The following is a 26,281-nucleotide window of genomic DNA, read 5'->3' on the forward strand; positions in this document are numbered from 1 at the left end:
CCGGCCACACCTTTTACTTACACCCAGGATCCCCATGCCTTTCCAGAGCACCGTGGGTGACTACAAAACAGTCGCCACCCTGGAGACCTTCGGCTTTCTTCCGCCGATGACCCAGGACGAGATCTACGACCAGATCGCCTACATCATCGCCCAGGGCTGGAGCCCGCTCATCGAGCATGTCCATCCCAGCAACTCCATGGCCACCTACTGGTCCTATTGGAAGCTTCCCTTCTTCGGCGAGAAGGATCTCAATGTTGTCGTGAGTGAGCTCGAGGCCTGCCATCGCGCCTACCCCGACCACCACGTGCGCATCGTCGGTTACGACGCCTACACCCAGAGCCAGGGTGCCTGCTTCGTGGTTTTCGAAGGACGCTGATCCTTCGAACCCTTGGTTCCGAGCCCTGATTTCTGTTCAGGGCTCCAGTTTTTAACGGGGGCAGCGCCCCCTGCTCTTTGACGACTTCACCGGGCGGACATGGCAAGACTTTCCAGTCGAGAACTCGCACTTGAGCGCCGCAGAGCGCTGACCACCTCGGGGAAGAAAGCGTCCGCTGCCCTCGGTGGAAACAATCGGATCAGGTCGGCCAGTGATGCCCGTCCAACTCGCACCGATGCCACAAACGCGGTTCAGCCAGCGACCTCAGCTCCTGTGGCCGGCGTTGCGCAATCCCCGGTCTCGCTGACCCGAACCGCGGCTCCCTCACGCAGCCCCCAAGGGAAAGCGCAGCGTCATCCCAGCCGCGAACTGGTCCTCTCCCGTCGTGAAGCACTTTCCCGTCGAGGCAAGTCTGCGTCTACCAGTCGGGATCGCAACCGTGCTGATGTAGCTCGAGAAGCTTCCGTCGCTGCACCGGTTGCTGCTCCTGAAAAAGTCGAACGTCCCTCCGTCACTGTCGAGCTGACTCCTCGCTCCGGTGCAGGCCGATCCGGTCTCGAGCGACGCAAAACCACTCCCAAGAGGCGCTCGATCGACAATCCCAGCCGAGCCCTGGTGCTGGCGCGTCGTGAAGCCATGTCGAAACATGGCAAAACCGCAGGCAAGCAGCCCACCAGTGCTGCTGCGGTTGCGCGTCAGGTCAACCCCGATCTCTCCAGCCGTGAGATTGCTCAACAGGTGCGCGAGCTGCGGGCCAAAGCCGGTGCCATCAGCAAGCAGAACGCCGGTGTCACCCGCCCGTGCGGCCCTAATCGCCATGGCGCCAAGCAGGCCGCTGCTGCTGATGCGCACTGGAAAGTTGGCGAAAGCACCACAACCACCGGTCAGACCGTGACCGGCACGCAGGCCAACCGCTCGGTCAAGACCACGGGCAATGAAGCCAGCACCTGCCGCTCGATCACCGGCACCGAGTACCTCGGCGCCGAAGTCTTCCAGACCTTCTGTCAGCAAGCCCCCGAGCCCACCACGCCCGCCAAGGTGCGCGTCACTGCGACAAGTCACGGCAATCGTGTGACCGGCAACGAAGTCGGTCGGTCGGGCAAGGTCACCGGTGATGAGCCTGGTACCTGCAAGAGCGTGACCGGTACGGAATACATTTCCGCCAATCAGGCTGCAGCCTATTGCGGCGGATCCAATCCATCACCGCGCAAGGTCGGCCACAGCCTCACTCTTGAAGGCCGCCCGGTGAGTGGTGTCATCGTGGGCCGCTCCGCCAGTGTCACCGGCGACGAAGCAGGTGCCAATCGAAGTCTCACCGGTGATCAGTATCTCGGTTCCGACCCTCTTCCCGATGGTCGACCTGCTGCGAAGGTCGGTCTGTCAGCCACCCTTTCAGGCACGGGAGTGACCGGCACCCTGGTCGGTCGTTCCTCACAAGTCACAGGAGATGAGTTCGGATCCTGTCACCGCGTCACCGGTGACCAGTACATCAGCTCCGAACAGGTCAACAGCTTCTGCGGAGGGAAACCTGATCCCGAGGCGGCCAAGGTCGGTTTCAGCATCACCAACCGCAATCAGGTCGTCAGCGGCACCCGCACTGGACGTTCCGAGCACGTGACCGGTGATGAGCCCGGCAGCTGTCAGGCCGTGACCGGCACCCCTTATGCAGGCCTGGAGCAGGCGGGTCAGCATTGCGGAACGACTGCAGTCCAGGCGATCAGAGAACGTACTCCCGTTCGTCCCGGGACACCTTCCGCCGCCATGACCGGTATTCAGCCCGGAGTGGGCGGAGTGATGACAGGTGACAAGCGTGGTGCCTGTGAAGCGGTGACCGGAACTCCCTATGTGGGTGCGGATCAACTTGCCGCAGCTTGTGGTGCCGAGGCTCCAGCCGGTACCGACACGCACGGTCAGTCGCCGGAAGGTGCCGCCTGGACCCGTTTCAGTGTGATGTCACCAGCCCGCGCGGCTCAACAGCAGCGTGATGCACAGGGTTCCGTCACCGGAACCTCCTATGAACAGGGCAATCGCATCACCGGCCCTTTCGATATGGCCGGCGGCAAGGTCACCGGCACTGAACAGTTCCGTTTTGACAACCGCGATTTTCAGCGCCGACACTTCCAGCCCACCGTGGCCGTTGTCAGTGAGCCGGCTGATGAGCCGACCTCCCGCGTGACGGGTGAGGGTTCATCCACCAAGGTCACAGGTGACGACTGGGATCGTGGCGAGCATGTCACCGGTACAGAGGGTGCATCAGCACGCCGCCGCAACCCCACCCGACCCGGTCCAATGGGGGCCATGGCTCCCTTCGAGCGCAAGCGCAATGAGCAGGCCGAGTGGCCCGTCTGTCGTGTGACCGGCTCCCACGGCAACACCGATAAAGGTTCTCTGATCACCGTCTCCGGCGGCGCAAGGGGCTGATTCGCAGATGGTTCGCTCCATGCCTTCCCGTGGCGGGCGACCTCTTGCGCCCACGGCTCCCACGCGGCGTCAGGTCCAGGCATCACTCGCCAGGGACATCGCCGGCTCTGAATCCATAGGGGAGGCAAGCCCGTCCACCGGCAGCACAGCGCGACAGTCGGCGCTTGAGCGGCGCCAGGCTCTGACTGTCTCCGGCAAGGCCGCTCTGCTCAAGTCAGGTTCCGTATCCGGTGGCCGCATCCGTTCCCATGCTGACCGGCGCCGTCCCACTCCCCAGCAGCCCGGCCGGATGAAGCGTGGCGAATCCCGGACGTCCGTGGTCGTCAATCTCAGCAGAACTTCCCTCCCCTGGTCGGTGGACTCCCATCCTCTGACCGACCAGTCGGAGAACGAACGGCTCAAGGCCTACGAGCTGGAGGTGAAGGGCCGTTTTGACCGGATTGTGCCTCTGCTGAAGCAGGTGTCTGCCCTGCAGCACGAACCCGACTTTCTGGCTCAGGCTCAGCGCCTCGCCCGCGCGGAACTCGGCTTCGACCTTCCGGATCACATTCTTGAGAAGTCGTGGGTGAGACCTCTCGACATGCGCGCACTGTTTGCGTGGTGCGTTTTTCAGTCGCATCAGCTGTTCAGTGAACGTTTCTTCCAGGACGACCCCCTGGAAGCCGCTTCAGGCAGCCGAGCTTCGGAGGAATTCAATGCGTTCCTTCTCGACTGTGGTTTTCATCTGCTGGACGTCACACCCTGCGCAGATGGTCGTCTTGCGCACACGATCGCCTATGCGCTGAGAATTCCTTTCAGTGCTGTACGCCGCCGCTCCCATGCAGGAGCGATGTTTGATGTCGAGAACACGGTCAATCGCTGGATCAAGACCGAACATCGCCGTTTCCGGGAGCAGCTGCCCAATGAGGCTCAGGCTCCGACCAGGTATCTGAAAGTGGTGGCCTATCACTTCAGCTCGCTCGATCCATCACACCAGGGTTGTGCAGCCCATGGCAGTGATGATGCGCTGGCTGCTGCTTCAGGACTTCAGCGTCTGCATGACTTCCGTGAAGCCGTTGAAAACAGCTTCTGCTGTGGTGCGTCTGTTGATCTGCTTCTGATCGGTCTAGACACCGACACCGATGCCATACGTGTTCATGTTCCTGATCAGAACGGTGAGATCCGACTCGATCAGTGGCTCTGTGCCAGATCGCTTTACGAAAGCACCGCTCCGCTCACGGTGCAGCAGGCCAGGGATGCTGTTCAGGCGGCTGTTCAGACCCATGTGTCATCCGCTCCCGATGAAGGCATGGTGCGTTTCATTACTCGATTGCTTGTCAGCAACATCTCCCAGCAGGACTACGTTCGATCGCTTCATCACGGCGCTTATCCCGACGCCGGCCATGCTGAGCGCTTCATCGGTGTCGGTATCGGTTTCAAGGAGGTGCATCTGCGCAACCTCACCTATTTCGCTCACCTCGACACCGTTGAACAAGGAGCTCCTGATCTTGATGTCGGTGTGAAAATCTTCAAGGGACTCAATGTCTCCCGCGATCTGCCGATTCCGGTTGTGGTGCGTTTCGATTATTCGGGCAAGGTGCCCGGTGCGCGTGAGCGTGCCATCGCCGATTGCCAGCGCATTCAGAAGGCCATCGATGAGCGTTATTCAGCGCTCGTCAACGAAGGTCTGCTCCACACGCTTCTCACGATCCGCGACCGTGACCAGCCGCTCCCTGCGGTGGCGGTAGGTTCCACACTCGATCCCGTCCAGCAGGAGGCTCACTGACCATGCTGATTGTCAAGGTCCTGAAGCCCCTGGTTTCAACCAACCGGATTCCGGATTTCGAGCACAAACACCTCCAGGTGGTTCTGGATGGCAGCACCAAGAAAGTGGCCGTGGATGCAGTCGGAGCAAAGCCAGGCGACTGGGTGATCTGCGTCAGCAGTTCCGCTGCCCGCGAAGCTGCCGGAAGCAAGTCCTACCCCAGTGATCTCACCATCGTGGGAATCATCGACCACTGGGATCCGGATCCACCCAAACCCCCGTCGGCAGCCCCTTCCGCCCCTGCACCTTCCAAGCCCTCACCCTCTCTCAAGCCAGGAGAGAAACCCTGATGGAGATCATGCAGGTGATGGGGACACTGGTCTGCTCTTACCGCCTGGCCGGGTTGGATCACATGCACCTGCGCATTCTCAGGAACAACAAGGGCAAGCAGCTGGTTGCCGTTGACCCTGTCGGAGCCAGGGAGGGCAACTGGGTCTTCACCTCCAGTGGCTCCGCTGCCCGTTTTGCATGCCCCAACAGCTCAGTGCTCACGGATCTGACCATCGGTGGAATCATCGATCACTGGATGCCGGATGGATAACTGATCGCGACCCCTCCCTCCCTCCATTCCATCCACCTGAAACCTTCACCATGGCCTCTCCAGTTTCCCGTCGTCGCTCTTCCGCAGCCGCTGCTGCAGTTTCGACCACATCAACGACGGCCAAGGCCTCAGCTGGGGCAGCAACCAGTTCTGCGTCAAAAGCGGTTTCCTCGACGGCTGAGACCGAAGCCTCTTCAACCACAGTGGATGTGACTCCGGTCGCGAGCAGCCGCTCCACAACCACCCGTCGCAGCACCACCGCAAGGTCGGGCTCCAGCCGTGCCGTGTCGGCACGGAGCGGCAGCCGCCGCAGCGCCTCATCGTCTTCCGGCTCATCAGGTTCAGGTCGCGCCTCCAAGTCGATCGCAGCTGCTCCGGAGCCTTCTGTGCAGGGAATTGCTCTCGGCATGATCGAAACCCGCGGCATGGTGCCGGCCATCGAAGCCGCCGACGCCATGACGAAGGCTGCCGAAGTGCAGCTGATCAGCCGTGAATATGTGGGCGGTGGCTACGTCACAGTGATGGTTCGTGGTGAGACCGGTGCTGTGAACGCCGCCGTGCGTGCAGGTGCCGATGCCTGCGAACGCGTTGGTGACGGCCTTGTGGCTGCCCACATCATTGCCCGTCCCCATCAGGAAGTTGAGCCGGCGCTTCTGCCGACCAATGTGCGAAGGCGTAGTTGATCAATAACGTTCCTCTGCATCATTTCGGACTAGATTCGCCGGCCAACCCGCACCTCAACGGCCGTTCAGGTCTCGTTGCTTTTGACTCCAGCTCTTTCGCTGCCTCTTCAGACCGCCTGGTTGATTCCTCTTTATGGATTCGCAGGAATGCTGGTGTCCCTTCCCTGGGCCTTCGGATGGTTCCGCAGGGACGCCCATCGTCCACCGGCGTATCTGAACATCCTGCTGACCCTGCTGGCCGTGGTCCACGGCAGCCTTGTGCTGAGGGATGTGATGGCCAATGGTCCGGCCGTGATCGGCATGCCATGGCTGTCTGTGGGTGATCTCAATCTTGAGATCAGTTTCAGTCTTTCGCTCACCAACGTTTCCGCTCTCGAGCTGATCACTGGTCTGAGCCTTCTCTCCCAGATTTATTCGCTGGGCTACCTCGACAAGGAATGGGCGCTGGCCCGCTTCTTTGCTCTGCTCGGTTTCTTCGAAGGTGCCATGTCGGGAGTTGTGCTGAGCGATTCGTTGTTTCAGAGCTATTTCCTTCTGGAGATGCTCACCCTGTCCACCTATCTGCTTGTGGGTTTCTGGTATGCCCAGCCGCTGGTGGTCACCGCAGCCCGCGACGCGTTTCTGACCAAACGCGTCGGTGACGTGATGCTGCTGATGAGTGTGGTGGCCCTAACGGCCTGGTCAGGAGTCACTGGCTTTGACGATCTGTACAGCTGGTCGGCTCAGGACACCCTGACGCCACTGGCTGCAACACTCCTCGGTCTTGGACTGGTTGCCGGACCCACAGGCAAGTGCGCCCAGTTTCCGATGCACCTCTGGCTTGATGAGGCCATGGAGGGTCCCAATCCTGCCTCGATTCTGCGCAACTCCGTTGTGGTGACCTGCGGTGCCATTGTGCTGCTGAAGGTCATGCCTCTTCTGCAGCACGCGCCGGTCACCCTCGTGGTGCTTCAGGTGATCGGCACCATCAGCGCCATCGGCGGTTCCCTGGTGTCCATCGCCCAGGTCGATATCAAGCGCACGCTGTCGTATTCCACAACGGCCTATCTCGGTCTTGTGTTCATCGCTATTTCTCTGCAGGTGCCCGTGCTGGCACTGCTGTTGCTCTACGCCCACGCCGTCTCGAAGGCTCTCCTGTCGATGAGTGTTGGAGGTGTGATCGCCTCGACCAACTGTCAGGACATCACCGAGCTCGGTGGTCTCGGCAGTCGCATGCCCGCCACCACCGGATCCTTTCTGGTCGGCGGAGCCGGTCTGGTCGGATTGCTTCCACTCGGAGGATTCCTCTGCCTGGCACAGGCTGTCGAGCTGGTCGGTGCCAGGGCGGTGGTGTTCGTGCCGGTGTTCCTGATCACCAATGCCCTCACAGCGTTGAACCTCACCCGGGTGTTCCGACAGGTGTTCCTTGGTCCGTCGCTGGCCAAGACCCGACGGGCGGCCGAGATCAACTGGCAGATGGCGCTTCCGATGGTGGCTCTCACTGTGATCGTGGTGCTGACTCCGTTTCTTCTGATCCGTCTGGAATCGCTCGACGGTCTCCTCGCCTTCCCCTTCTGGGCCGCTGCTCTGGTGGTGTCCAGTGGTGCCGCCGGGTTGATTGCCGGGGCTCTCGTTCCCCTCAACAAGGCCTGGTCACGATCTCTCAATCCGATTCTTCGCTGGTTCCAGGATCTGCTCGCCTACGACTTCTACACCGAGCGCTTCTACCGGGTCACCATTGTCAATGTGGTGGCCACCTTCTCGCAGCTCGCCGGCTGGTTTGACCGCAATGTCGTTGATGGAGTGCTGCATGGTCTGGCACGCTTCTCCCTGTCGAGTGCCGAAGGCCTGAAGCTCAGCATCAGCGGTCAGACCCAGTCGTATGTGCTCACGGTGATCGGCGCCATCGTGTTGCTGCTCATGTCTCTGAGCTGGGTTCTGCAGTGAGGTCATCATGCTGACGATTCTTCTTCTGATCCCCTTCCTCGGCGCACTGTTGATCAGTGTTCTACCTGGTGCCGAAACGGCCAGCCGCAGCCGCACATTCACGCTGGTCACTCTCGCCCTGCAGAGTCTGCTCAGCTTCGGCCTGCTGATTCCCTTCTCAGCGGTCGAGCCTGGACAGCAACTGGTGGAGATTCTCCCCTGGCTGCCTCAGGTTGGTCTCGAATTCAGTCTCGGTGTTGACGGTCTTTCGCTCCCGCTTGTGCTCATGAACGGGGTGCTCTGTCTTGTGGCAGCAGCAGCATCGCGTTCGGTCGAAAACCGTCCTCGCGTTTATTTCGCTCTTCTGCTGGTCATCAGCGGTGCGGTGAATGGTGCTTTCCTCGCTCAGAATCTCCTGCTCTTCTTCCTGTTCTATGAACTGGAGCTGATTCCTCTCTGGCTGCTCATCGCGATCTGGGGTGGCGCCAACAGGGCCTATGCCTCAACCAAGTTTCTGATCGTCACAGCCGTGTCAGGCGTTCTGATCCTGGCGGCCTTTCTTGGCATCGCCCTGGTCACAGGGAGCGTTGATTTCGGAATCCGGCCGATCCTCACCACACAGATGGGGCTGACCAGTCAGCTTGTGCTGATGAGCTGTCTGCTGATCGGCTTCGGAATCAAGATCCCTCTCTTCCCTTTCCATACCTGGCTTCCGGATGCTCACACCGAGGCTTCCACGCCTGTTTCGGTGCTGCTGGCCGGTGTTTTGCTGAAGCTGGGCACCTACGGCCTTCTGCGTTTCTGCCTCGGCCTTTTCCCGGAGGCATGGTCCGTGGCTGCCCCCTGGCTGGCCGGCTGGGCAGCTGTTTCAGTGCTGTACGGATCCCTGGCGGCCATCGCGCAGACCGACATGAAGCGGATGGTGGCCTACAGCTCGGTGGGTCACATGGGCTATGTGCTGCTCGCCGCCGCTGCGGCCACTCCCCTCGCGCTGATTGGTGCTCTGTTCCAGATGGTCAGTCACGGCCTGATCTCAGCTGTTCTTTTCCTTGCGGTTGGCGTTGTGTACGAGCGCACAGGCACCCGTGACCTCAACGTGTTGCGGGGGCTGTTGAATCCTCAGCGTGGCCTGCCTCTGACCGGCACCTTGATGATCATCGGTGTGATGGCCAGTGCAGGAATCCCAGGCATGGCTGGTTTCATCTCCGAGTTCCTCGTTTTCAAGGGAAGTTTCGAGATGTTCCCTGTGGCGACTCTTCTCTCGATGGTCGGCTCAGGCCTCACAGCTGTCTATTTCCTGCTGCTGGTCAACCGTGCGTTCTTCGGTCGTCTTGCGGTGGCTTCCGGCGCCAATCAGAATCCGAGAATCCTGAATCAGGTGCCCTTCGCCCAGCAGATCCCTGCTCTGTCGATGTCTCTGCTGATCCTTCTGCTTGGTGTTGTTCCCAATCTTCTCGTGGGCCTCAGCCAGCCAGCCACCGCCCAGCTCAGCGAACTCGCCACACTGGTCCAGCCTGGAGGGCTCTCATGACCACCACTGCCAGACCTCAAGCGACCGAACCCACGCTCCCGGATCAGGAAGAGCTGATCAGGCGTCTGCTGTCGGACACCCCTCTGCTGGCTGACACCCCAGACCATCTGCTGCAGGTGGTGAATGTGCTGGAAAGTTATGGCCTTGTGCTGGATGCCTACAGCTGCAACCTCGTGCATCAGGGAAAGACGCAACTTCTCAATCCGTTCCCGGTGTTCCGCTTCTTCCACGAGGGATTCACTCCTAAGCGCTTCTGGGAGCACCTGATGGGTGACCGGATCAACTTCGAATATGCCGAGTACTGCCAGAAAGCGATGTTCTGGCACGGAACTGGAGGGATGGATGCCTATTTCGATTCAGAGCCTTTTGAAGACGTGTGTCGCCGCGTGATCGCCCTGCGCTCCAGGCGGGATCCTCTTCTGCGTCTGGTGAATGGTCTCTATCCGGGCTTCGCACCTGAAGCGATCAGATCGATGACGACGATCTATGCGCTGGGTCTGTTCTGGCGGGTGATGAGTGACATCTTCATTGACCTGGCACGCCGTTATCGCATCGGAGAAGTGGCCTGCGTGCTGGATGTGGTTCATCACATCCGTGATGGTCTGGTCACGGCCGCAGGAAATCCCATCACCTACGAGGTGATGGTGGGTGGTGAGTCCGTATGGGTTCTCCCCCCGGAAGCAGGTCTCACCTTTCTGGTTGATGTCGCCGTGCCTTATGTGGAGGCGGTGTTCTTTCGAGGCATGCCGTTTCTCGGAACGGTGTCTTACAACGCCCAGGCCCGTCAGATCGCAGCGGACCAGAGTCTGTTCAAGTACGGAGCTCTCTACGCGGATCCTTTGCCGAGCATGGGAGCTGGGATCCCCCCGAGCCTCTGCATGTCGGACATGTACAGGAATCTTCCCGAGGAGCTCAGCCGCTGGTATGACCGTCACGGTCGTGGACAGGCAGATGCCCATGTTCAGATCTGCATCAGCTTCCAGAAGTCGATGTTCTGTGTCACCAATGCAGCCATCGCCGGCACAATGCCCAATCCTCTCGACACCAAGGATCCCGAGCAGCAGGCGGCCAACCGTGCCTACGCGTCGGCCTGGTCGGAACGTCTGATGGGCTGTCAGAGGGGAGCCCTCCTTTAGGTTTCGGAGAGGCCACGAGGTTGTTGATGGAAGCCTGGAATGAACGCAAGCGACCGGTCTGTCTGGAGAAGCGATTCGAGTTCGACAGTTACAGCACCACCCGTGATTTCCTGGATCGGCTTGGTGAGTTCAGTGAACTGAACAAGCGCTATCCCGATATCAGCTTTGGGAAAACCTATGTGAACATCACTTTGCGCCCTGATGAGGACGCGGAAGATGCGAGCCTGAGCGATTCAGATCACGCCTTCGCCGCGGCAATTGATGGACTCATCGATTGATCTGGAATCCAGTTTCATTGCTTCGGGAGTCGGTGAGGTCCTCGACCATCTGGACACCGAGCTGATCGGTCTGCGGCCCGTCAAAACCAGAATTCGTGAGATCGCGGCTTTGCTGCTGGTGGATCAGGCTCGACAGTCCCTGGATCTGGTGAGCAGGGCCCCGAGCCTGCACATGTCGTTCACAGGTCAGCCAGGAACCGGAAAAACAACGGTTGCGCAGAAGATGTCGCAGATCCTGCATCGGCTTGGTTATCTACGAAAAGGGCATGTGATAACGGTCACCAGGGATGACCTGGTTGGTCAGTATGTGGGGCATACGGCACCGAAAACAAAAGAGATGATCAAGCGCGCTCAGGGAGGCGTTCTGTTCATCGACGAGGCCTATTACCTCTACAAACCGGGAAATGAACGAGATTACGGCGCTGAAGCGATTGAGATTCTTCTGCAGGAGATGGAGAGTCAGCGCAATGATCTTGTGGTGATCTTTGCCGGTTACAAAGACCGGATGACAGCTTTTTATCAATCCAATCCAGGCCTGTCCTCAAGGGTTGCTCACCACATCGATTTCCCTGATTACAGCCAGGGTGAATTGATGGCGATTGCGCAACTGTTGCTGGAACAACAGCAGTATCGATTCAGCGATGCCGCGCTGGAAGCCTTTGGGAGCTACATCAGCAGGCGGCGTCAATTGCCCTTCTTCGCCAATGCCCGCTCAATCCGCAATGCCATTGATCGTCTGCGACTGCGGCATGCCAATCGCCTGTTCTCGCGGCGCGATCAACCTCTCAGCCGTGAAGCCCTGATCACCATCGAAGCAGCCGATGTCTACTCCAGTCGTGTTTTCCAGGGTGAAGTGGAGGGAGCCGACCCTTCCAGGCCACTGACCGGCGCAGCAGACTGATCACTCCACAGCAGGGCTGAGCAAGACAATGCTCACCCAGGACTCGGCTGTTCCAGGTCGCGTCGAATCAGCGCCATCAGGTAGGAGGGCGCTTTATAGCGCCCTGGCAGGCAACGGTTCAGGGTCTCAAGATGGCCCCAGCACACCGTTTTTTCGATGTCCTTCACCTCGCGTCCTTCCTTGAGGAGTCGCCGTAACGCCTTGCAGTAAAGGGGATAGCCCGCTTCCAGTTCGCCGATGGTCAGCTTGGCCTGGGCCATGAAGGTCGCTCGGTGCATCTCTTAACTTATGAAACCGTCGGAACGCTTCATCCAAGCCAGGCGACGCAGTCGATCTCGACCTTGGAGCCCTTAGGCAGTGCTGCCACCTGCACACAGGCTCTGGCAGGGCTTACGCCGCTGCCGAACATCTCTGCATAGATCGTATTAACCGTCTGAAAGTCCGCGAGATCGACCAGATACACCGTTGTGCGGACCACCTTGGCGGCCTCGGTCCCCGCAGCGCTCAACACGGCGTTGAGATTGCGCAGCACCTGTCGTGTTTCCGCCTCCACATCCCCACCTCCCACCATCTCACCGGTGGCAGGGTCCAGAGGGATCTGCCCCGAGCAGTAAAGCCATCCACCGGCTTGTACGGCCTGGTTGTAGGGCCCCACCGGGGCGGGTGCATCAGTGGTGGTGATGGCCTGATGGGTGGTGGTCGTCATAAATGTGGATCACAATGGGGCTGCATTTTCGCGCCCCGTGTCGATGGAGTCCTTACCGGTCGAGATCGATGGTCTCTGGCACAGCTATGGCTCCTCCGGGGCGGAGTGGACTCTTCAGGACATCAATCTCGGCCTGGGGGCTGGCGAACTTGTGGGGTTGCTGGGACCTTCCGGTTGTGGCAAGACCACTCTCCTGAGGCTGATCGCCGGGTTCGAGACTCCGGTTCGCGGCAGCATCCGTCTGCACGGCCGCGAGGTGGCCAGTCCCCAGCGCTCGCTGGCTGCAGAACGCCGTGGCGTGGGCATGGTGTTTCAGGACTACGCCCTGTTTCCGCATCTCAACGCCTGGGACAACACCTGTTTCGGTCTTCGCCGCGGGCAGGACACAGCCCGGGCGACCTGGCTTCTTGATCTGCTTGGACTGGACCAGCTGAAAGAGCGTTATCCCCACGAGCTCTCAGGTGGTCAGCGTCAACGTCTTGCTCTGGCCAGAGCCCTGGCACCGGCGCCGTCGGTGGTGCTGCTTGATGAGCCCTTCTCGAATCTTGATGTGGAGGTTCGCCTGCGCCTTCGCAGTGAACTTCCATCTGTTCTCAGTGCCTGCAACGCCAGCGGAGTTCTGGTGACCCATGACCCCGAGGAGGCGCTGGCGATCTGCAGTCGAGTGGCTGTGCTGCGTGACGGCTGTCTGCATCAGTGCGCCAGCCCGAAAGACATGGTGAAATCTCCGGCCACTCCTTTTGTGGGCAGCTTTGTTCTCCAGCGCAATGTTCTGCCGGTATGGAATGACGCCAGCGAGGGTTGCCTGCGCTGTCCTCTGGGTGATCTCGAGAGACCTGGTGATCTCCAGGCCGATTCTCTGCCTGAAGAGGCAACGGTTCTGGTTGCTCCTGAAGCCATCACGCTGCTGGAGGATTCCAGTGGTGAGGATCAGATCGTGGGACGGGAGTTTCTCGGCCACAGCTGGATGTACAGGGTGAAGAGCGGGGATCGGCAGCTGAGGCTGCTGAGACCGCTTTCCGAGGACTTTCAGCGCGGCCAGAGCTGTCGTTTGCGTCTCCAGCCAGGCTCATCAGTGCTGCTGCATCCTCTGCGACGATCCCTGCTGAGCCGTGCCAGCTGAGCTGTTGGAACTGCGCCGACTCAACCAGGCTTGTCCAGCTCAGCCACGCCAGCTGTCCTTATGGAGTCTCAGTTCACGCAGTTCCTGGGCTGTACTCGCTCTCAGGAAGAGATTGGTGCTGCGCTCCTCGCCCATGGTGCTGGGAAGGGAAAGTTCTCCCTGGCTGCGAAGCTCTCGGACAGAGCTCAGGCGTTCGGCAATGGCCTCATCATCGGGCCTCACGGCATGGGCCCAGCGCAGGTTGCTTTCGGTGTATTCATGGGCGCAATAGACGATGGTCTCGTCCGGCAGCGCCCGCAGGCGCGTGAGGGCCAGGTGCATGTCCTCGGCTGATCCTTCCATCAGTCGTCCGCAGCCACCTCCGAACAGGGTGTCACCGCAGAACAGTGCAGGCGTCGGATCATCCGGGGTGCAACCCTCGGGGAGCAAGTAGGCCAGATGCGCCCTTGTATGGGCTTTCACGTCGATCACGCTGACGGTCTGTCCCAGCAGTTCGAGCCGCATGTCCGGATCCACCGAAACCGTCTGGAAAGGAATCCGCTCGCGGTCAGCGGCGGCTGCGATCACGGCAGCTGAGGGCCATTGGTGCAAAAGCTCCGGCGTGCCGCCGATGTGGTCTGCGTGGTGGTGGGTCTGCAGAACGGCCTTGAGTTCCAGCCCGTGACCCACCAGCCATTGCCGCACTGGTTCAGCGACGGCGGGATCGACCACCACCGCCTCGTGCCCCCGTGTCCAGATCCAGACAATGTTGTCCTGCAGCAACGGCAGTGGCTTGATTCCTTCGCTCTGACATGGGTGGCCCATCGTTAAAGTTTTGGGCAATGCAGGCTTCCATGATCACCGTTGCACTTGCCAAGGGAGCTCTGCTGAGGGAGTCCGTTGAACGGTTCAGGCTTGCAGGTCTTGATTTTTCGGCGGTGCTTGATCCCGACAACCGACAGCTGATGGTGCCTTCGGTCTGTGGTCAGGCCCGAGCTCTGCTGGTCCGAAACGGTGATGTGCCGGTGTACGTGGCTTATGGGCAGGCCCAGCTCGGGGTGGTCGGTTACGACGTGCTGCGAGAACACCAGATGCCTGTGGCTCATCTGGTGGACCTCGGTTTCGGTGGCTGTCGCATGTCTGTTGCCGTGAAGTCCAGCAGCGGATACCAGAGAGCCACCGACCTGCCGCCGCACTGCCGGGTGGCCAGCAAATTCACGCGCTGCGCCCGACAGTATTTCGATTCAATCGATCTGCCTGTCGAGCTTGTGCATCTCACCGGATCGGTGGAACTCGGTCCGATCACCGGAATCGCTGAAGCGATTGTGGACCTTGTGGCCACAGGTCGAACACTCCGGGACAACGGTCTGGTGGCCATCGAAGACCTCTTTCTCACCACTGCCCGACTGGTGGGGCACCCCCTCTCCCTGCGTCTGGACCAGGGAGAGCTGCAACAGGTCATTGAGGCGATGGACGCTCCCAGTCGGGAGATGGTGAGCACGACCTGATGGCCGGTTCCGATCTGCAGCGCATCAGCCGGCTGGGGCGCTACCTGGGACGCGACCGTCGTCGCCTGCTGCTCTCCTTGATTCTGTTGATTCCGGTGGCGCTCGCCGGAGCGATTCAGCCGTTGCTTGTTGGTCAGGCCATTTCGGTTCTGCGCACCGTGTCCGGGGCCACCAATGAGGCGGTTGCACCGATTCTCCAACCTCTCGAGAGCACGTTGGCTTTGCGTCTGATCATTGCTGCTCTACTGATTTCCGTGCTGGTGCGTCTGGCACTAGGTGGAGTGCAGAAGTACTACATCGAGTCGGTTGGTCAACGACTCACGGCCAGAATTCGCCGTGATCTTTTCTCCCATGCGATGGATCTCTCCCTGCGGTTCCATGACCGCATGCCTGTGGGCAAGTTGCTCACCCGACTCACCAGTGATGTTGATGCGTTGGCTGAGGTGTTCGGCAGCGGTGCTGTAGGGGTTCTGGGCGATCTGGTGACGCTCACCGTGATCGCGGGGTTCATGCTGCTAATTGAGTGGAGACTTGGACTTCTGCTTCTCGTTTCCCAGGTTCCCGTGACCCTGGTCGTTCTCTGGTTGCAGGGGCGATATCGCAGAGCGAACTATCGGGTGCGTGAGGAGCTGTCACAGCTGAATGCAGATTTTCAGGAAAACCTGCAGGGTCTGGACGTCGTTCAGATGTTTCGTCGTGAGGCCTTCAATGGAGCTCGTTTTCAACGAACCGGCCTGGCTTACCGAGAAGCGGTGAATGGAACGATACTTTTTGACAGCAGCATCTCCGCATTCCTGGAGTGGGTCTCACTCGGAGCGGTGGCGGTCGTACTGGCCCTGGGGGGCTGGATGGTCACCTCCGGGGCAATGGGGCTCGGCACTCTCACGACGTTCATCCTCTATTCGCAGCGTTTGTTTGACCCACTGCGACAGATGGCCGAGCGATTCACTCAGATTCAGGGTGGTCTGACCGCTGTCGAGCGAATCGGCGAACTGCTGGAAGAACCACTCGAAATTCGCGATCACACCCTCGCGGTCCCCGCATCAGCAGCAGAGTCAACGGCTGAAAACATTCCTGCTCCGCTTCAGGTCATGCCGTCGCCTCGTGGCGAAGTGGTGTTCGAAAGGGTCCATTTCTCCTATCGACCGGATGAACCGATCCTTCAGGATCTGAGCTTCCGACTTGCTCCGGGTGAACACGTGGCGCTGGTGGGTCCCACCGGCTCGGGCAAGACCACAGTGATCCGGTTGCTGTGCAGGCTCTATGAACCTCAGCAAGGCCGCATTCTTCTTGATGGACGTGACATCCGCACTCTCTCGCTGCCTGATCTGCGCCGCCAGCTTGGAGTGGTGCTGCAGGACACGTTCCTGTTCAGTGGCAGCGTTGGCGACAACCTGCGTCTTGACCGGGACATCGATGACAACCAGCTCAAGGATGTCTGCAGGGACCTGGGCCTCAGCTCATTGCTCGGCAGACTCCCTCAGGGGCTGGACACGGAGCTGCGTGAGCGTGGTGGAAACCTCAGCTCCGGAGAGCGCCAGCTGCTCGCCGTTGCACGCGTGGCGATCCGCAATCCCAATGTGCTTGTGATGGACGAGGCGACCGCATTCATGGATCCTTCCACGGAAGCAACCCTGCAGAGGGATCTTGACCATCTGCTGGAACGTCGCACCGCCATCGTGATCGCCCATCGTCTCGCCACCGTTGAAGCCGCAGATCGGATCCTCGTTCTCCGACGTGGTCGTTTGATCGAGCAGGGAACCCATCTGCAGCTGAGGGCGCAGGGAGGTCTTTACGCCGAACTCGCCGAACTTCAGGAGCGAGGGCTGGCAAGGCTCTGATCCTGAACCCAGCCGTGAACAATGTCTCTGAGAACGTCGGGCCTCTCCCGCATCGGCAGATGACCACAGCCAGCGATCTGGCGGTAGTCATGACCGGGGCTGTAGGCCGCAAGATGGCGCACATAGCCAGGTTCCATCACCTGATCGTTGTCACCGCTGATCCAGAGGCTGTCGACACCCAGATCCGAAACCAATCCAGGCAGCTCCCGAACAGCACCACGACTGGTGCTGTTCACCAGCAGTCCGCGGGCGGCCCGTCGCTCTGCCTTGAACGGGCCCAGCGTTCCTATGGGAGCTGGCAGCTGACCGAGAGCATCTGGACGCAGCTCCAGAATCAGGCGTCCGAAGCTGCGCAGTCGGCGAAAGGGCCGCGGCTGATAGATCCCTCCTCCCGCCGCCAGCAGAACGACGCCCGTCAGCCCAGGTTGTTTCCGCTGACGCAGATGCGCTTCGGCATGCAGCACCACGCTGCCGCCGAGGGAATGCCCCAGCAGTATGAATGGCCGTCCCTGCGCCTGCTGAACGGCACCCTGCGCCAGCCAGCGGCCGTAAGCCGACAGGTTGGGAAGCATGCCTGAGGGGCGCTCCGCGTCACCGAAGCCAGGAAGATCAGGGCACCAGAGCTCGATATCAGGGTGGCTCTCTCTCCAGCAGGTGGCGAAAGGCGACCAGACCTGCCTGCTCAAAAGCCAGCCGTGAACAGCAATCAGCAGTTGAGTTGCAGGCATCGACGCAGAACTTGCCCACCCACCTTGCCGCTCTTCGCGCCTTCCGTGCGCCAGGATCGTGACACTGCAGCATCGTCAGTGATCGACGACCCTTCGCTTACGCCAGAGACACTGCAAGTGATGTACGGCGATCAGGCGAAGCTGTGTGCGACCCCTGCGAGCCAGCTCACGCTGGTGTTCAGCCAGCATCGCCCGTTTGATCTGGTGGAACTGGAGCAGCTGCTTGAGGCGGTGGGCTGGAGCAGGCGACCTGTACGACGGGTTCGCAAGGCTCTCGACAACAGCCTGATCAGGGTCGGTCTCTGGCGCCACGATGCCCGGATTCCCCGTCTCGTGGGCTTCGCGCGCTGCACCGGTGATGGAGTGCTCGAAGCGACCATCTGGGATGTGGCGGTTCACCCCCTCTATCAGGGTTCCGGTCTGGGCAGTCAGCTGATGGATTACATCCTCGATGCTCTGCGTGCCCTTGGCACCGAACGGGCAACCTTGTTCGCCGATCCGGGGGTTCTGCCCTTCTACAAACGTCTGGGCTGGGACCTTGAGCCCAATGGTCACCGCTGCGGTTTCTGGTACGCGAACTGAGTTCCGTAGTAATCAGCGGCGAGCCTCTCCGGGGACTCACCCTGCTTCCAGCGTCTGCGCAGCCGAGCATTGCGCCAGCTGCGACGGAGGACTCCCTCCTCCTGCCAGCGACGGCCATCGGTGGTCAGGGGCAGACCGATCCGCCTGAGATCAGCAACGCGGCCCAGGCGCTCGACCAGATCCAGATCCTCCATCAGCGGCAGCTCGGCAAAGCCGCCGCAATGCTCGTAGAGATTGCGATGCAGGAACAGTCCCTGGTCACCGTATGGGCGTTGCAACATGCGGCTGCGCAGGCCCACAACCCCTTCAAGCAGCCTCCTCGCCGGAGTGGACGGGCTGATCTGCAGATCGAAGTACCAGGCGGATCTCTCGGTCGAGGAATGCTGCAGCAGTGTGCTCAACACCCCCGACCATTGCGCTGACAACCGGCTGTCGGCATGCAGGAACAGCAGCCAGTCAGTCTGTGCCTGCGCTGCGGCGGCGCGAAGTTGACGGCCGCGGCCAGGCTCTTGAACGTTGATCAACTGAGACCCTGTCAGGTGGGCGATCCTGACCGTGGCATCACTGCTCCCTCCATCGGCAAGCAGGATCTCCAGTCGGAGCCCGCCGTGCTGCAGGTCCGCCAGCAGCAGCGGCAGCCGAGTTGCCTCATTCAGGCAAGGAATCACCACGCTCAGCTCCGCTGGTCTGTTCATGCCAGCCATTTCTCAAGATCCTCGAGATGGTCGATGTCATTGCGCATCTCGAGCTCAGCGGGGGCCAGTCCGTGCTCGTGGGCTCTCTGGGATGTGAGGCGCAAGACCTGATCGCTTCCCCACGGGATCGAATGAAAGGGCCAGCGGGGGACTCCCGGCAGCGTTGCCGACAGGCCCAGCAGCCAGTAACCACCATCGCGTGATGGCCCGATCACCAGCGGTGAGTTGTGCAGAAACTCGACGGCTCTGATCAGGTCTCGCGGAGCCAGGTCGGGAAGATCCGTGCCGATCAGAATCACAGGAGCTCCAGGATGACTGCGACGTGCCTGAAGCACCTCCCTGCGCATCCGGTTGCCAAGGTCTCCGCGGCCCTGTGCGCTGATGCTGGCCTCGGGAACGGAGCTCAGCCAGCGGCGCCAGGCGCGCGGTCCGGCACCGCTGATGGCGACGTGAAGCTTCAGCGTTCCAGCCCTGGCGAGACCTTGAGCCACAGTCAGGGTGTGACTGATCAGTCTGGCCTGAATCGCTGCCGCGCTCGACTCACCCAGTTTGTGTGCGAGGCGACGTTTGCACCGCCCGCTGGCAGGCCAGCGGGTCATCACGATCAGGATGGGCTCGCTCATCGGATCTGCCCCGGAGGATCACTGCTGCCGCGGAAGTTCCTCGGGTTTCACCATCAGCTCGATGCTGTCGCCATCGCGTTCCACAACGATCGGCATGGCCTCGCCGACGCGGCCCCGGTCGACCGCCAGCTGCACCTGGGAAGGGTCCTGAACCTTGGTGCCGTTCACTTCACGGATCAGATCGCAGGGGCGGATTCCTCCTGAGGAGGCAGGACTGTTCTCCACCACTTCGATCACCACCACACCGTTCAATTCAGGCACCTGGCAGAGATTGCTGTTGGCTGCGGCATTGATCTCCTTGGCGAGCTGGGGCGTCAGGCTCTGGAGCCGGACCCCGATGAAGGGGTGAGACGCCTGTCCGGTGCTGATGATCTGCTGGGCGATCCGCTTGGCCAGATTGATCGGGATGGCAAAACTGAGGCCGGCTCCCGGGGCCTTCTTGATGGCGGTGTTGATGCCGATCACCTGGCCGGCTGCGTTGATCAGCGGCCCGCCGCTGTTGCCTGGATTCACGGCTGCATCAGTCTGGATGTAGGGCACTCTCTGCCCCTCTCCGATCGCATTGGTGCGATCCACGGCACTGATGATCCCCGCAGTCACCGTGTTGTTGAGGCCAAGGGGATTACCGATCGCGATGGCCCATTCCCCTGGCTTGAGAGCATTGGAATTTCCAAGGGGCGCGACCGGTAGTTTGTCGGCCACCACGCGCACCACAGCGATATCCGTGAGTGGGTCGCTCCCCAGAACGCGGCCACTGAAGCTGCGGCCGTCCGGCAGCGTCACCGAGACCTGGTCCGCACCCTCGACAACGTGTGCGTTCGTGAAGATCAGGCCATCGGAGCGGGTGATGAATCCGGATCCCTGTCCCGCCTGCTGCTGAATCGGAGCTCTGCCGCCGAACAGATTGCCCAGCGGATTGACCACACGTTTCACCGTGTCGATCCGCACCACGGAGGGCCCGACTCTGTCCACAGCCTGGACAATGATGTTTTTCCCCGGTTGAAGGGGGGCTGAGCGGGGGCCATCGCTCACTTCCGGCAGGGGGTCGCTGGCAGGTGGCTGATCCAGTCCGATGCGCTGCTTCCAGGTGGATCCGCAGCCGCTGAGGCTGGAGCCGATCAGGCCGACGCCGATGAGCGTGAGTGCTCGCTGCAGGGGACGCTGGATGGCGGAGGCCATGAAGAGGTGTGATGTCGTCAGCACCTCATTAAAGACGGACCGATCCGGCCTGGGGTGCGTAGATTCAGCCACCGTGATTCGGAGGGTGCAGTGCTGACGGGCAGTGAGCTGTGGAGCAAGGTTCAGCAGGCCCTTCAGAGCAACCTCAGCAAGCCGACTTTCGAGACCTGGATTCGCCCTGCCCAGTGCAGCGGATTCCGGGAAGGAACCCTCACATTGCTGGCTCCCAACAGTTTCGCCAGCAACTGGCTGCGCAAGAACTACGCGAGCACCATCGCGGATGTGGCGGCTGAAATCGTCGGTCAGCCTGTGATGGTGTCTGTTCTGGCGCGTGATGGCGAAGACCCCCAGCCAGGTTCGCCAGGCGCAGGCGTCACGCCGGCAGCCACAACCGCTGCGGTGCCGGCTTCATTGGCGCCACCCACCCCAGCCACAAGGGCGCCCCGTCGTCTGCCGGGGCTGAACATGCGTTACGTGTTCAACCGCTTCGTTGTGGGGCCCAACAGCCGCATGGCCCATGCCGCTGCACTCGCTGTGGCTGAGGCCCCGGGCCGAGAATTCAATCCGCTGTTCATCTGCGGAGGTGTGGGCCTCGGCAAAACCCATCTCATGCAGGCCATCGGCCATTACCGCCTTGAGATCGATCCAGACGCCAAGGTGTTCTACGTCTCCACCGAGACCTTCACCAACGATCTGATCGGTGCCATCCGCAAGGACGGCATGCAGGCCTTCCGTGACCGCTACAGGGCCGCCGATCTCATCCTTGTGGACGACATTCAGTTCATCGAAGGTAAGGAATACACCCAGGAAGAGTTCTTCCACACCTTCAACGCGCTGCACGAGGCAGGTCGGCAGATCGTGATCGCCAGTGACAGGCCCCCCAGCCAGATTCCAAGACTGCAGGAACGCCTGATCTCGCGCTTCTCGATGGGACTGATCGCTGACATCCAGGCACCTGACCTTGAGACACGCATGGCGATTCTTCAGAAAAAGGCAGAACAGGAGCGTGTCTCCCTGCCCAGGGATCTGATCCAGTACATCTCCGGTCGTTTCACCTCCAACATCCGTGAGCTTGAGGGTGCGCTGACGAGGGCGGTCGCCTTCTCCTCGATCACCGGGATGCCGATGACCGTTGAATCGGTCGCTCCGATGCTGGATCCCAGCGGTCAGGGTGTTGAGGTCACACCTCAACAGGTGATCGAGAAGGTTTCGGAGGTCTTCGGGGTGACCGCGGATGACATGCGCAGCAGCAGCCGTCGCCGGGCGGTCAGCCAGGCCAGGCAGGTGGGGATGTTCCTGATGCGTCAGGGCACGGGGCTCAGCCTGCCGCGAATCGGTGAGGCGTTCGGAGGAAAGGATCACACCACGGTGATGTATGCCATCGAGCAGGTGGAGAAGAGGCTCGGCACTGATCCACAACTGGCCAGTCAGGTGCGGAGGGTGCGTGATCTGCTGCAGATCGATTCACGCCGCAAGCGCTAAGCCTTTCCTGCTGATACGTCATGAGGATTCAGAAATTTTCGCTGAGCTTTAAGCGATCACCCGCATGAGGCCGATGCGCTCCAGCGAGCCTGCATTGCTTTCCGGAAAGGGTTGTTGCCGTGGCGTTGTGGTATTGACTGTCTGCGCAGGAGCTGGTCAACAGCCAGGTGCATGGAGCGGTGGTCGCAAACCGCTCCATGCACCTGGCTGTCAGAGGTGGGCCTCCTCAAGATCACCCAACAGCACCGCATGTGCATCACTCATTCGGGTGAAAGATACAGGTCGAAGACAACCTGATCGGGTGATGTGGCTTCCAATCAGTTCCGCAATGGTGGATACAGGGAGGAATGACCTTTTCTATTCACATCAAACCAATGACACTCCTTTCGACGAATAAAGGCTGGCAGTCTTTTTTGAAGCGAACTGTTGCTCATGGTTGCTTTGCTGACTGTCAAGCAAGCAAAAGGGAAATCAATGCTCAAAGAGCATATGAAGCTCGCGCTATGAATCGTTTGAATCAGATCCAACCTCAATATTGCACCACCAACTTGGTTGATCACTCTGCATTTACGAACTGCTTCTGATCTGATTGTCGGGAAGCCTGAAGCCATTGCGAGGTGGCTGAAAGCAATACAAAACCCTTGAAGGGAAAAGCAGGGGGCATTGAGTGGACGCTATCGATCTCCCGACAGAACAACCATACAAACAAGATAAATCTGAATGAGTGAATCAATGTCAGGGACAACTGCAAAAGCCCATTTGCTTGAACGATTGCTCGAACCCTTGAAAGGTTGCAGCGGGCTCTACAACTACAAGCAGGACCTTATGAAGAAGATCATGGCGATGCCGGATCTGACCGTAAGGGAGCATCTCGATTATCATGAGCGCTGCAACGTTCAGAACTAATCCATAAACCCTGCCAGGTGCGGGGTTTGCGTGTGATGCCGCGGTTGGTTCCATTCGTTTCGGCTCAGCGATGGTGATGCATCAGAGGAACGGCCTTCGCTAAACAGATTAAGCGAATGAAACTTATAGTCTTTGCTGCTAACGCTGTTGTGATTTTGGGTGGGGAATGCTCGATTTTCAATGCAATTTATTGAATGATTTTGTCTGCTAAAGCATCATCAAAATAGACCCGCACCTTGTTAAACATTTTGCCGTCAAACTCCAATATCCAGGCGTATTGGTTGTTGTAAGGTTGCCCGCTCTTGGCAATAGCCTTTGAGGTCATTTCCAGCACAACGAACGAGCCATCAATGATGACATTATGTACTTTCCATTGAATGCCACCATCCAAAGAGGACTTTAATCTTGAGATCGCTGTATCAACAAAGTGATCCCTGGATGTATAAAGACCAGCAAGGATGCTTGATCCTGTGATTACCCATTCGACATTCTCCGCTATGAAATTGGCCAGGAATTGATCAATGGCGCCGGTCTCCAATAGATGGATGGCATTGTTAATGTAATTGCGAGTGATCTGCATGGGGAGATTTCTATTGTTTAACTTGTTTTGGAATATGCCTCGTTGAAGCGATTGGGATGGATGCTGTTCGAGAGAGATTCAACAGCCATCTTGGACTGAGGCATGACCTCGGGCAATGAAAGGGCCGCATAAGAAAGAGTTCGCAGCTTGTCGTGGTGTTGCTGTGATGGCAAAAGGTTTCCAAGAAAATATTTTTGTCTGAATTTCATTCACTGGCTAGTCGCACAAAGTGCGGTGTGTTTTATTGAATGATTCAAGTCGTCACCTGTTTAAAAGCAGTAATCAATTTGACTTCTGTGTATTGATCTCATGAAATTTTCCGTGTTGGATAAGTGTTGGATAAAAACGGCAAACCGGCACCATCATCCTCCAGGAAATCAGGAGTAAGTCGGTCATGGTGCGGCATTCAAAGCAGTGTCAGTCGTTGTTGATGAGCTTCGCTCTGGTGGGTTTTTAATCTCCGCATTTCCGCCGTTGCGGTTGACATCAGCACAGCTGCGCTTGGTGTTGAAGTCATCAATCCATGAGCAACGCGGGGATTTCCGGATCGTCACCATTCTGAGCAGCTGCAGGGACCCGTTCTCTGATGCTTTCAGCGCCCGCCGGTCCAGCCGGCCAGATGAGCCGCAGCCTGTGACTGCGACAGTCGCCGGGATGCCGGCAGTGCAGGATCCAGCTGGGACGAACTGAACGGAGGCAGCGGGCGCGTACGCAGCCATGCTCCCCAGCGAAATTCGTGATATGGAATCAGACGCTGTGGCTTGATCAATCCCTCCTTCTTGAGTTTCCAGACGAGGCTGCGGTAGGGATCGTCTTCAAGATCAAGCAAGGACTGGGGCAGTTTGGAGGGTTCCCAGGGACCGTTACCGCGACCGTCATGAAGATAAAGCCACCCCCGTTGCTGCAGGGCCAGGAGGGCGGCATCGCGGCTTTCGCTGTCAAGCTCAGCGATGACGTAGCCGTAGGTGGTGACCTTGGGATCCATTTCCAGCAAAGCCCTCAGGCGGTGGTGTCGATCCACCATCCAGAGCCCTCCGAGGCGGTTGCGCACCATGGGAACCGGCTTGCCGCGCAGGTACTCGAGACGCTCCCTTCTGCTTTCATTGCTGAAGTCCCGCTGACGGCTCCGGACTTCAGCGAGCCCAACGCACATCTGCGTGGGCTGGAGATCACAAACCCTGACTTCGATCAGACTCTGATCATCGTCATGATCTGGAATCCGGTCATAGCGAGGCAGATGCACACCCGACTCCAGGTCTCGACGGATTCAACACTATGCGGATCTCGGTGTGTGTTTGGTTCGCTGATTGTTTGGTTCGCTGATATGGATCGCCCCTCGTGATGAGTCTGAAACCGGACCCATCAGAATGGTGGTTAGTTGAAAAGCAGCTGCGGTGGACCAGTCGTTTGATCTTGTGGTGCTCGGTGCCGGTTCCGGAGGCCTGGCGGCCGCCAAGCGGGCTGCGCGTCATGGTGCGCGCGTTGCCATCGTGGAAGGTGATCGGGTTGGTGGCACCTGCGTAATCAGAGGGTGCGTCCCCAAGAAACTGCTGGTTTACGGATCTCAGATGGCCGGGCAGATGGAGGAGGCCTCCAGTTATGGAGTCTTTCCCTCCGATGTCCGGATTGATTCAGCACAGTTGCTGAGCAACGTGCGTGCTGAGGTGGATCGCCTCAATGCCATGCACATCGAATTCCTGGCGAAGGCCGGAGTGGCGTTGATCAAGGGATGGGGACGGTTCGAAGATGACCATCACATTCTTGTCTCGGCGGAACCGGGTGGTGCACCGTTGGAGCGTCTGTATGCCGAAAGAATCATGGTCGGTGTCGGCGGCCGCCCTCAGCGACCCCATATCCCGGGTGCCGAGCTCGGCTGGGTCAGCGATGACATGTTCCTGCTGGAGCGTTTTCCGGAGCGCATGGTTGTGGTGGGTGCCGGCTTCATCGCCTGCGAATTCGCAGGAATTCTCAGTGGTCTCGGTGTTGAGGTGACCCAGCTGGTGCGCCGTGATCACCTGTTGCGAGGCTTTGATGCCGAACTGGCAGGTGTCGTGCAGGAAGGTATGGCTGACAAAGGAGTGGATGTGCAGTTCTCCAACGGCCCTGAAGCCATCGAGGGAACGCCGGGTGATCTGGTTGTGCGAACCCATCGAGGGGATCGAATTGCCTGCGGCGGGGTGCTGCTGGCCACTGGACGTCGGCCTTTCCTGCAGGGTCTCAACCTTGAAGCTGCCGGAGTCACTGTTCAGGGCAACCGCATTCCCGTGGATGCCGACCAATGCACCAATGTGCCTCACGTGTTTGCTGTTGGCGATGTGACCGATCGCATCTGCCTCACGCCTGTGGCCATTGATGAGGGTCGTGCTTTCGCGGACAGCGTCTATGGAGATCGTCCTCGGCAGGTCGATCATGCCCTGGTGGCCAGTGCTGTGTTCAGTCAGCCTGAGCTGGCAACGGTTGGATTGTCGGAAGAGGACGCCATCGCTCAGCACGGAGCCGATGGCGTGGTGATTCACAGAGCACGGTTCCGTTCCATGGCGCAGGCACTGCCCAAGCGCGGCACCCGCTGTCTGCTCAAGCTGGTGCTCGAGGCGGGAACCGAACGGGTGCTCGGATGCCATATGGTCGGGGAGCATGCCGCCGAGATCATTCAAATGGCTGCGATCGCTGTCGGGATGGGGGCCACCAAGGCCGATTTCGATCGCACCATGGCTCTGCACCCCACGGTGTCAGAGGAATTCGTCACGATGACCTGACAGCTGCGTCAGCGTTG

General features: G+C 59.7%; 26 protein-coding genes. 17 read left to right on the forward strand and 9 right to left on the reverse strand.

What is annotated here, in order from left to right; genetic code table 11:
* Nucleotides 1-34: 34 nt before the first annotated feature.
* The 11 genes from SIB83_RS12275 (at nt 35) to cbbX (ending at nt 11,576) form a co-directional block, all read left to right on the forward strand.
* Nucleotides 35-376, forward strand: coding sequence for a ribulose bisphosphate carboxylase small subunit (locus SIB83_RS12275; RefSeq protein ID WP_066905746.1), 342 nt, complete (start codon nt 35-37; stop codon nt 374-376).
* A gap of 99 nt (nt 377-475) precedes the next feature.
* A complete protein-coding gene (locus tag SIB83_RS12280; RefSeq protein ID WP_413745970.1) occupies nt 476-2,797 on the forward strand; it encodes a CsoS2 family carboxysome shell protein in 2,322 nt (773 codons plus the stop codon).
* Nucleotides 2,798-2,804: 7 nt separating this feature from the next.
* Nucleotides 2,805-4,562: a carboxysome shell carbonic anhydrase gene (locus SIB83_RS12285; protein ID WP_413745971.1), complete on the forward strand. Its 1,758-nt coding sequence runs from the start codon at nt 2,805-2,807 to the stop codon at nt 4,560-4,562.
* Nucleotides 4,563-4,564: 2 nt separating this feature from the next.
* Nucleotides 4,565-4,891: a carboxysome peptide A gene (locus tag SIB83_RS12290; RefSeq protein WP_413745972.1), complete on the forward strand. Its 327-nt coding sequence runs from the start codon at nt 4,565-4,567 to the stop codon at nt 4,889-4,891.
* A complete protein-coding gene (locus tag SIB83_RS12295; RefSeq protein ID WP_413401562.1) occupies nt 4,891-5,142 on the forward strand; it encodes a carboxysome peptide B in 252 nt (83 codons plus the stop codon). Before SIB83_RS12290 ends, SIB83_RS12295 begins: the two co-directional genes overlap by 1 nt.
* 50 nt (nt 5,143-5,192) lie before the next feature.
* On the forward strand, nt 5,193-5,825 hold the full coding sequence (locus tag SIB83_RS12300; protein ID WP_413401564.1) for a BMC domain-containing protein: 633 nt from the start codon (nt 5,193-5,195) through the stop codon (nt 5,823-5,825).
* 81 nt (nt 5,826-5,906) lie between these two features.
* Nucleotides 5,907-7,751, forward strand: coding sequence for an NAD(P)H-quinone oxidoreductase subunit F (locus SIB83_RS12305; protein WP_413406347.1), 1,845 nt, complete (start codon nt 5,907-5,909; stop codon nt 7,749-7,751).
* 4 nt (nt 7,752-7,755) lie between these two features.
* Entirely contained in the window at nt 7,756-9,261 is a 1,506-nt protein-coding gene (locus tag SIB83_RS12310) for an NADH-quinone oxidoreductase subunit M (RefSeq protein WP_413747377.1), read from the forward strand.
* The gene (locus SIB83_RS12315) at nt 9,258-10,397 is read left to right on the forward strand and encodes a CO2 hydration protein (RefSeq protein ID WP_413745973.1); all 1,140 of its coding nucleotides are present in this window, start codon (nt 9,258-9,260) and stop codon (nt 10,395-10,397) included. Before SIB83_RS12310 ends, SIB83_RS12315 begins: the two co-directional genes overlap by 4 nt.
* A 26-nt stretch (nt 10,398-10,423) precedes the next feature.
* Nucleotides 10,424-10,675 (forward strand): 4a-hydroxytetrahydrobiopterin dehydratase, encoded by a 252-nt coding sequence (locus SIB83_RS12320; protein WP_413401568.1) that lies wholly within the window; start codon nt 10,424-10,426, stop codon nt 10,673-10,675.
* The gene (cbbX, locus tag SIB83_RS12325) at nt 10,659-11,576 is read left to right on the forward strand and encodes a CbbX protein (protein WP_413745974.1); all 918 of its coding nucleotides are present in this window, start codon (nt 10,659-10,661) and stop codon (nt 11,574-11,576) included. The genes SIB83_RS12320 and cbbX overlap by 17 nt, the downstream gene beginning before the upstream one ends.
* Before the next feature lie 32 nt (nt 11,577-11,608).
* On the opposite strand, the gene SIB83_RS12330 is transcribed toward cbbX, so the two are convergent.
* Both SIB83_RS12330 and SIB83_RS12335 read right to left on the reverse strand, forming a co-directional pair.
* Complete coding sequence (locus tag SIB83_RS12330; RefSeq protein WP_066906102.1) at nt 11,609-11,836, reverse strand: DUF3136 domain-containing protein; 228 nt, start codon at nt 11,834-11,836, stop codon at nt 11,609-11,611.
* Nucleotides 11,837-11,883: 47 nt separating this feature from the next.
* Nucleotides 11,884-12,282 carry a Rid family detoxifying hydrolase gene (locus SIB83_RS12335; protein ID WP_413745975.1) on the reverse strand — a complete coding sequence of 133 codons (399 nt, stop codon included), beginning with the start codon at nt 12,280-12,282 and terminating at the stop codon, nt 11,884-11,886.
* 43 nt (nt 12,283-12,325) lie between these two features.
* On the opposite strand from SIB83_RS12335, the gene SIB83_RS12340 reads away from it, so the two are divergent.
* Nucleotides 12,326-13,405: an ABC transporter ATP-binding protein gene (locus SIB83_RS12340; protein WP_413747378.1), complete on the forward strand. Its 1,080-nt coding sequence runs from the start codon at nt 12,326-12,328 to the stop codon at nt 13,403-13,405.
* 39 nt (nt 13,406-13,444) lie between these two features.
* On the opposite strand, the gene gloB is transcribed toward SIB83_RS12340, so the two are convergent.
* Nucleotides 13,445-14,209 carry a hydroxyacylglutathione hydrolase gene (gene gloB / locus SIB83_RS12345; protein ID WP_413745976.1) on the reverse strand — a complete coding sequence of 255 codons (765 nt, stop codon included), beginning with the start codon at nt 14,207-14,209 and terminating at the stop codon, nt 13,445-13,447.
* A gap of 29 nt (nt 14,210-14,238) precedes the next feature.
* On the opposite strand from gloB, the gene hisG reads away from it, so the two are divergent.
* Entirely contained in the window at nt 14,239-14,892 is a 654-nt protein-coding gene (hisG, locus tag SIB83_RS12350) for an ATP phosphoribosyltransferase (RefSeq protein ID WP_413745977.1), read from the forward strand.
* Nucleotides 14,892-16,733 carry an ABC transporter ATP-binding protein gene (locus tag SIB83_RS12355; protein ID WP_413745978.1) on the forward strand — a complete coding sequence of 614 codons (1,842 nt, stop codon included), beginning with the start codon at nt 14,892-14,894 and terminating at the stop codon, nt 16,731-16,733. The genes hisG and SIB83_RS12355 overlap by 1 nt, the downstream gene beginning before the upstream one ends.
* Here the strand turns inward: SIB83_RS12355 and SIB83_RS12360 are convergent.
* The gene (locus tag SIB83_RS12360; protein WP_413745979.1) at nt 16,706-17,461 is read right to left on the reverse strand and encodes an alpha/beta fold hydrolase; all 756 of its coding nucleotides are present in this window, start codon (nt 17,459-17,461) and stop codon (nt 16,706-16,708) included. The two genes, SIB83_RS12355 and SIB83_RS12360, sit on opposite strands and share 28 nt — an antisense overlap.
* 120 nt (nt 17,462-17,581) lie before the next feature.
* On the opposite strand from SIB83_RS12360, the gene SIB83_RS12365 reads away from it, so the two are divergent.
* Nucleotides 17,582-18,043, forward strand: coding sequence for a GNAT family N-acetyltransferase (locus SIB83_RS12365; protein WP_074159282.1), 462 nt, complete (start codon nt 17,582-17,584; stop codon nt 18,041-18,043).
* Here SIB83_RS12365 and SIB83_RS12370 read toward each other — a convergent pair.
* Genes SIB83_RS12370 through SIB83_RS12380 form a run of 3 tightly spaced genes read right to left on the reverse strand, consistent with a single transcriptional unit; the run spans nt 18,013 to nt 20,540 of the window.
* Entirely contained in the window at nt 18,013-18,747 is a 735-nt protein-coding gene (locus tag SIB83_RS12370) for a TIGR04283 family arsenosugar biosynthesis glycosyltransferase (RefSeq protein WP_413745980.1), read from the reverse strand. The genes SIB83_RS12365 and SIB83_RS12370 overlap by 31 nt on opposite strands.
* Entirely contained in the window at nt 18,735-19,361 is a 627-nt protein-coding gene (locus SIB83_RS12375) for a TIGR04282 family arsenosugar biosynthesis glycosyltransferase (protein ID WP_413401584.1), read from the reverse strand. The genes SIB83_RS12370 and SIB83_RS12375 overlap by 13 nt, the downstream gene beginning before the upstream one ends.
* A gap of 18 nt (nt 19,362-19,379) precedes the next feature.
* A complete protein-coding gene (locus SIB83_RS12380) occupies nt 19,380-20,540 on the reverse strand; it encodes a trypsin-like peptidase domain-containing protein (RefSeq protein ID WP_413745981.1) in 1,161 nt (386 codons plus the stop codon).
* A gap of 54 nt (nt 20,541-20,594) precedes the next feature.
* Between SIB83_RS12380 and dnaA the strand changes: the two genes are divergently transcribed.
* Complete coding sequence (dnaA, locus tag SIB83_RS12385) at nt 20,595-22,022, forward strand: chromosomal replication initiator protein DnaA (protein ID WP_413745982.1); 1,428 nt, start codon at nt 20,595-20,597, stop codon at nt 22,020-22,022.
* 1,093 nt (nt 22,023-23,115) lie between these two features.
* Here the strand turns inward: dnaA and SIB83_RS12390 are convergent.
* On the reverse strand, nt 23,116-23,508 hold the full coding sequence (locus tag SIB83_RS12390) for a nuclear transport factor 2 family protein (protein WP_413745983.1): 393 nt from the start codon (nt 23,506-23,508) through the stop codon (nt 23,116-23,118).
* Nucleotides 23,509-24,100: 592 nt separating this feature from the next.
* Nucleotides 24,101-24,751, reverse strand: a complete 651-nt coding sequence (locus SIB83_RS12395; RefSeq protein WP_413401593.1) for a ParB-like protein — start codon at nt 24,749-24,751, stop codon at nt 24,101-24,103.
* A gap of 151 nt (nt 24,752-24,902) precedes the next feature.
* On the opposite strand from SIB83_RS12395, the gene gorA reads away from it, so the two are divergent.
* Nucleotides 24,903-26,264, forward strand: coding sequence for a glutathione-disulfide reductase (gene gorA, locus SIB83_RS12400; protein ID WP_413745984.1), 1,362 nt, complete (start codon nt 24,903-24,905; stop codon nt 26,262-26,264).
* The last annotated feature ends 17 nt before the right edge of the window (nt 26,265-26,281 follow it).

This window comes from Synechococcus sp. MIT S9507 (genome assembly GCF_047304715.1).
Classification (GTDB): Bacteria; Cyanobacteriota; Cyanobacteriia; order PCC-6307; family Cyanobiaceae; genus Synechococcus_C.